The 6,368-nt window shown below is 42.6% G+C and carries 5 protein-coding genes and 4 tRNA genes; 3 read left to right on the top strand and 6 right to left on the bottom strand.

Annotation, left to right across the window (positions count from 1 at the left end):
* Window positions 1–180: 180 nt before the first annotated feature.
* From R8N46_RS24055 to R8N46_RS24040, 4 genes are all read right to left on the bottom strand, one after another.
* A tRNA-Thr gene (locus tag R8N46_RS24055) sits at window positions 181–256 on the bottom strand.
* A 13-nt stretch (window positions 257–269) separates the two neighbouring features.
* Window positions 270–344, bottom strand: a tRNA-Gly gene (locus tag R8N46_RS24050).
* A 35-nt stretch (window positions 345–379) separates the two neighbouring features.
* Window positions 380–464, bottom strand: a tRNA-Tyr gene (locus tag R8N46_RS24045).
* Window positions 465–500: 36 nt separating this feature from the next.
* Window positions 501–576, bottom strand: a tRNA-Thr gene (locus tag R8N46_RS24040).
* 205 nt (window positions 577–781) lie between these two features.
* Between R8N46_RS24040 and coaA the strand changes: the two genes are divergently transcribed.
* Window positions 782–1,705 (top strand): type I pantothenate kinase, encoded by a 924-nt coding sequence (gene coaA / locus R8N46_RS24035; RefSeq protein ID WP_005388683.1) that lies wholly within the window; start codon window positions 782–784, stop codon window positions 1,703–1,705.
* Window positions 1,706–1,712: 7 nt separating this feature from the next.
* Here coaA and birA read toward each other — a convergent pair whose 3' ends face one another.
* Together birA and murB are read right to left on the bottom strand one after the other, a co-directional pair.
* A complete protein-coding gene (gene birA / locus R8N46_RS24030; protein ID WP_033907505.1) occupies window positions 1,713–2,678 on the bottom strand; it encodes a bifunctional biotin--[acetyl-CoA-carboxylase] ligase/biotin operon repressor BirA in 966 nt (321 codons plus the stop codon).
* Window positions 2,675–3,718 carry a UDP-N-acetylmuramate dehydrogenase gene (murB, locus tag R8N46_RS24025; RefSeq protein ID WP_033907506.1) on the bottom strand — a complete coding sequence of 348 codons (1,044 nt, stop codon included), beginning with the start codon at window positions 3,716–3,718 and terminating at the stop codon, window positions 2,675–2,677. The genes birA and murB overlap by 4 nt, the downstream gene beginning before the upstream one ends.
* A gap of 101 nt (window positions 3,719–3,819) precedes the next feature.
* On the opposite strand from murB, the gene R8N46_RS24020 reads away from it, so the two are divergent.
* On the top strand, window positions 3,820–4,251 hold the full coding sequence (locus R8N46_RS24020; RefSeq protein ID WP_031781233.1) for a GNAT family N-acetyltransferase: 432 nt from the start codon (window positions 3,820–3,822) through the stop codon (window positions 4,249–4,251).
* Window positions 4,252–4,322: 71 nt separating this feature from the next.
* Window positions 4,323–5,663, top strand: coding sequence for a CDP-diacylglycerol--serine O-phosphatidyltransferase (pssA, locus tag R8N46_RS24015; RefSeq protein WP_025768993.1), 1,341 nt, complete (start codon window positions 4,323–4,325; stop codon window positions 5,661–5,663).
* Window positions 5,664–6,368: the final 705 nt, after the last annotated feature.

The following is a 6,368-nucleotide window of genomic DNA, read 5'->3' as shown; positions in this document are numbered from 1 at the left end:
TGTTTTACCGTGGTCAACGTGGCCGATAGTACCAACGTTAACGTGCGGTTTCGTACGTTCAAATTTTTCTTTAGACATGAGTGGTCCCTCTAGGTACGGATTTAGGTGGCCCAAATTGACCACGCAACCAAAAAAAGATAATTGGTAAATCTAATATCAAAAGGAAATAAACTTGAGAGCTGGTGCTGATAGGCAGACTCGAACTGCCGACCTCATCCTTACCAAGGATGCGCTCTACCACCTGAGCTATATCAGCACTCAAATTAGAGTGGAGCGGGCAGCGGGAATCGAACCCGCATCATCAGCTTGGAAGGCTGAGGTAATAGCCATTATACGATGCCCGCAACACGTAACTCTGAGAGCTATTTCCTAAAGAATATGGTGGAGGGGGACGGATTCGAACCATCGAAGGCAGTGCCGGCAGATTTACAGTCTGCTCCCTTTGGCCACTCGGGAACCCCTCCAAATTTTCAAGCCATTCAGACTACTAAAGGAAAGAATGGTGCCGACTACCGGAATCGAACTGGTGACCTACTGATTACAAGTCAGTTGCTCTACCTACTGAGCTAAGTCGGCATAAGTGGTGCGCATTCTATTGAATGATTTTCTAGGTTGCAATAGTAATTTGAAAAAAAATCATAAATTTCGATTTTTCAGATTCGTTTGCTGCAAATTCGTACAAACTTAGCTTTTTTAAAGCAAACTTCGACCTTTGTCGTTTGCTTTGAAGTTCGCTTGATGTATGTTCTTGCTTCTATTAAACCAAGGATAAAAGAGACCCATGAGTCCATTTTTGTCATTTGACCGTGCAAATTGGGCCGAGTTAAGAAACTCTGTACCGATGACACTTTCTGAAGACGACTTGACTGCGCTTCAGGGCATTAATGAAAACCTAACCATGGAGGAAGCGGTAGAGATCTACCTTCCTTTGTCTCGTCTTTTGAATCTGTATGTCCAAGCTCGTCAAAGCCGCAATTCCGTATTACAACAATTCTTAAATACAGAGGAACATGCTCCCCCTTTCGTAATTGGTATCGCTGGCAGTGTTGCTGTAGGCAAAAGTACGACTGCTCGTATTCTAACGGCATTGCTTTCTCGTTGGGAGAATCATCCCAAAGTCTCCTTGGTTACAACAGATGGCTTCCTATATCCGAAAAAAGTACTAGAAGAACGCGGTATCATGCATCGTAAAGGCTTCCCTGAATCCTATGATATCAAGCGTTTAGTCGAGTTCATGTCTGACGTAAAGGCAGGAAAGCCCGATCTTGAAGTACCCATCTACTCTCACATCACGTATGACATTACTGATGAACTAAGAAAAGTGGATAGACCGGATGTTCTTATTATTGAAGGTTTAAACGTTCTGCAAAGTGGAATGGACTATCCACATGACCCGCATCGTGTCTTCGTCTCTGACTTTTTAGATTTTTCAATTTATGTCGACGCAGAAACAGAGACCATTGAACATTGGTATGTAGAACGCTTTTTAAAGTTTCGCCAAGGGGCCTTTACGAAACCTGGATCTTATTTTAGCCACTACACACAACTCTCTGTCGATGACGCAAAGAAAAAAGCGAAGCAAATTTGGCATGATATTAATGGGCTCAATTTAGAATTGAATATTCTTCCAACTCGTGAGAGAGCCCACTTGATTCTACACAAAGGCGTTAACCACTTGGTTGATAAAGTCTCGTTGCGAAAGTAATCGAAGATTAGTCACTTTTACGCAACGAGATTTCACCACCAATATAAGTCTCTAGTCCTTGGGAGGTTTCAATTAATATTCCACCTTGATGATCGATGCCTCGAACGACGCCATATACCTCTCTAGGACCAATAAGCAGTTTGACCTGACGATTAAGGAAATTGTCTAACCGATTCCAACGTTCGATAAAGCCAGTAAGTCCTTTCATTTCATATTCGACAAGTGCGGAATTCCAATGCTTGATAAGTGTCATTGCTAGAACATTTCTATCGATCTTGAGACTCTGATTTACTTGGTTCAACGTGGTCCATGGCTGGTCAATCTCAGGCTGGTCGTCAGGCATTCCAATATTCAGGCCCATCCCAATCACTAGATGAGCAGCCCCACCGGCCTGACCCGACATTTCAACCAAGATTCCGGCCAGTTTTTTATCTTGATAATACAAGTCATTCGGCCACTTGAGTTTAACACCTTGCATGCCTACTTCTTCCAGAGCTTCCACTGCGGCAATCCCAATCACCAAGCTCAAGCCCATTGCCGCAGCCATTCCCGCATCCAGTCGCCAATACATAGAGAGATATAAGTTAGAGCCAAACGGTGAGACCCATTGTCTACCGCGGCGACCACGCCCTTGTGCTTGATATTCAGCAATACAAACACGGCCCTTTTCCGAATCCACGACTCTGTCGAGCAAATACTGGTTCGTTGAGTCAATCACAGGGACAAGTTCAACAAGTGACTCCGAGCTAGTGGTCAGGAGTGTCTCGTCTAACAACTGCAATGGTGAAGCTAATTGGTAACCACGCCCTTGCACTCGATAAATATCAATACCCCATTCACTAAGACCTTTAATGTGCTTAGCGATTGCCGCTCTGGAAACATTAAGATCGTCGCCCAACGCTTCTCCTGAATGAAACTCTCCATCACTTAATAACCTTAAAATATGAAGTTTCGTAGAGTGATCTTTTCTCATCTAGATGCCTCGATCTGAGTCAAATTCGTCTCCCCGGTACGATTGAGAAAGCGTACTTCATGCTCAAGTATGATTTGGTATTTATCCCATACCGTCTGCTTCACTAAAGAAGCAAGCGCGACAATGTCATCAGCACTACAATTATCCATGTTGGTCAAAACCAAAGCTTGCATAGGGTTGACCTGCGCACCGTGTACAGACTTCCCTTTTAATCCACACTGATCGATAAGCCAACCAGCAGCAATTTTCATTCCTCCAGAAGCTGGGTAGGCCACTACGTTAGGGTATTTTTTTGTGAGTCGATCATAGTGATCTTGCGTGATCACTGGGTTTTTAAAGAAACTACCTGCGTTACCTATCTTGGTTGGATCTGGCAGTTTTGCCTTTCGCACTTGGCATACTCGTTCGAAGATAGAAGCAGGGCTGAGTTGTTCTTCTGGGATACTTTGTAAAGGACCGTACTGGTTAATCGGCTGCCATTGCTTCGCCAACTTAAGCCCTAATGCGGTGATAAAGCACTTTCCGTGCAACGCATGTTTAAATATGGAATCCCTATAGGCAAACTCACAGTCTTGGGCGTGCATTCTTTTGTTTTCAAACGTAGTTAGATCAAGAACATCTACATAATCACAGATGTCTTTTAGCTCTAGGCCATACGCACCAATGTTCTGAATAGGAGCCGAGCCAGCACAACCTGGAATCAAAGCTAAGTTCTCGATCCCACCGATCCCCTGATTCACACACCAGGAAACCAATTCAGGCCAATCTTCACCACCGGCAATATGTAATAGGTAGTGCTCATCCGTTTCCGTGACTTCTTTACCCATGATTCGATTAACAATCACTAATCCCTCAAAATGTTCTGTAAAAAGAACATTACTTCCTTTACCTAAAAAAAGTTTCGGTAAATGGGTGAATCTTGGGTTTTGAAATAGCTCAATAACATCTTCAAGCGACTCAACGATAGCTAAATAGGAACACGATTGTTCAATTCCAAAAGTATGGTAAGCCTTTAGGCTCGCATTTGTTTTAATTTGCATAGTAGGTTTGCAACACCAGATAAGATTCTCTTAAACTGTCGACATTCTACATTAGTTATCTTTTAACCGCAGTGACAATACCAGACTCATTAATCATAGAAGTGTTAAATCCCATCAAGCTCCCCCTCATTAAGAAACTATACAAAGCGTATTACCCTGCGGGTCGAGCCAAAAAAGATGAATTGATCATTACAGCAAGCCATAAAGGTGAAATCATTGCGTTACTACGTTTAAAAAGTGTAGATAAAGTTCGTCTATTGACAGGAATGTTGGTCATTCCGAAAGTTAGGGGAACAGGGATTGGAAAAGAACTACTAACTCATTGTAAAAACAATGTTTTCACTGATGGCGATTATTGCTTCGCGTTTACACATCTCGAATCCTATTATTCCAAGCATGGATTCACAACAATTGATTGCTCTGAGCTACCACACCCGCTAAAAATGGCATTTCAACGTTATGTAGATAGCGGTAAAGATCTCATTCCAATGCAATTCATCTCTTCAACGACATCAAAACGCGTGCTTTTGTAGCCAGGTAAATCATATCTTTGATAAAATGGCAGGTTCGCAATATTGCACTAAACTAAGGTACTCATACCGATATGATAGTAAGTAGGAATCCATTCGAACAGTTGCCAAGTCTCGCTGTCAATCCGGAAGACTTTGATGTTCTGTATTCAGCAGAATCATTCAGAACCCGTCTTTTAGATGCTATCAGCAAAGCAACGTCGCGAATTTACCTAGTCGCTCTATATCTGGAAGATGATGAAGCTGGACGTGAAATTCTCACTGCGCTTTATGAAGCGAAACAGCGCAATCCTGGGTTGGACATCAATATCTGTGTCGACTGGCATCGAGCGCAGCGTGGCCTGATTGGTGCGGAGACATCTGAGGGTAATTCAGCGCTTTACAAAGCATATGCCAGCAAATACCAACACCCAATCCCTGTCTATGGCATACCAGTGCGTGGCAGAGAAGTTTTTGGGGTACTGCATTTAAAAGGCTTCATTGTCGATGATACTGTTATCTACAGTGGGGCGAGCTTAAATAACGTTTATCTCCATTATCATGAACGTTATCGATTTGATCGTTACCATGTGATTCGACATGAATCTTTAGCGAATTCAATGGTGCAATTCATTCAGGAAGAAATGATTGCTCACCCTGCCGTTAATGATCTTGCAGGAAAAGATAAGCCAGAAACCAAAGAAATTAAGTCGGCGATTCGCCAACTGAGGGCTTCTCTTGCTCAAGCCAATTATAAGTTTGAAGACCAAGCTGCAACAGAAGAAAGCGTAAAAGTCACTCCGTTAGTTGGGCTAGGCAAACGCCGTAATCTACTCAATCAACAGATTGTAAAGTTATTGGCAGCAGCCCAAGACGAAATTTTCATTTGTACGCCTTACTTTAACTTCCCTAAAGCACTTCATCGTGAAGTGAAACGAGCCATGAAGCGTGGTGTGAAAGTAACTATTGTTGTGGGTGATAAAACCGCCAACGACTTTTACATTGCACCTGAGGAAGACTTTAAAACCATTGGCGGACTTCCATATCTTTACGAAGTGAATTTGCGTCGCTTTGCGAAAGCCAATGAAGCGAATATCGCCGCACGTAAATTGTCAATTCACCTATGGAAGCATGACAATAACAGCTTCCACCTTAAGGGTATTTGGGTTGATAAACGCTATATGCTACTTACTGGGAATAACCTAAATCCACGTGCTTGGTCACTCGACCTAGAAAATGGGCTACTCATACAAGACAATTATGCGAAGCTCACTGAGAAGTTTGAAGACGAAGTTTCGCGTATTCTTGAGCATACTCACCTTATCTGTACTTATAAGCAATTAGAGAAAGTAGAAGACTATCCTATAGAGGTACAGCGACTGGTCAGAAAAATTACCCGCCTAAAGGCAGATGGTGTTTTAAAACGTATTCTTTAGACATCATTTCTCGCTCTAAAGTACGTCGAAATTTTTATACTAAGCCAACCGCTTTAGCAGTTGGCTTTTTCATATAATCCATTTGGAATACTTAACTATTTTCTAGTACCGCTAGTGAGCACATAACCACTTAGATCTAGAGCGACTCTCTTAATGGGTTTGAGCTTTGACGTTTGTGAGTATTCCGCATAGCTTACAGCCTCGAGCTAAGCTACCCCTCTCTGTTTTGGCGCTTCTTACCCCTTGGCGATATATTTTTTCTGAGACTCATCAAATGTTCAGCGTCGAAAATCATCACCTCGCTAATGAAGAGCTCCTTCAATCTTTCACCTTCCAATTTTTTTCAAGTCGTTTGATTTTTGAGCCAGGAGAGATTGGGGGTATATATGACGCTTTTCTGGATTATGCGCACAGTTCGTTTTTTCTTTCTCATCAAGATTCAAGCCGTTGAACGCCTTTGAATACCATAGATTACTTAGGTTTGTTTGTAGGTCATATTGTCTTTCCACAGCATCAACGGCCTATATTAATTAAAGCCTAGTGTGTAATCACGCAAAGTTCACTTAGTAGGGATTATGGGGAGTAGTCTAATTAGGTGTAAACACACTTCAGGGAAACGCCGCAGTAGAAACGAAAAAAGCCTCAGTCTTTCGACTGAGGCTTAATATAAGTGGCGGAGTGGACGGGACTCGAACCCGCGACCCC

This window comes from Vibrio sp. 1874, from assembly GCF_033344395.1.
Taxonomy (GTDB): domain Bacteria; phylum Pseudomonadota; class Gammaproteobacteria; order Enterobacterales; family Vibrionaceae; genus Vibrio; species Vibrio alginolyticus.
Note: the sequence above shows the minus strand (reverse complement) of the source record. Positions and strands in the feature narration are given on the sequence as shown.

Excerpts from the sequence above, each read along its gene's own strand:
- coaA (WP_005388683.1), top strand. The coding sequence starts at position 782 with ATGAGTCCATTTTTGTCATTTGACCGTGCAAATTGGGCCGAGTTAAGA.
- birA (WP_033907505.1), bottom strand. The coding sequence starts at position 2,678 with ATGAGAAAAGATCACTCTACGAAACTTCATATTTTAAGGTTATTAAGT.
- murB (WP_033907506.1), bottom strand. The coding sequence starts at position 3,718 with ATGCAAATTAAAACAAATGCGAGCCTAAAGGCTTACCATACTTTTGGA.
- pssA (WP_025768993.1), top strand. The coding sequence starts at position 4,323 with ATGATAGTAAGTAGGAATCCATTCGAACAGTTGCCAAGTCTCGCTGTC.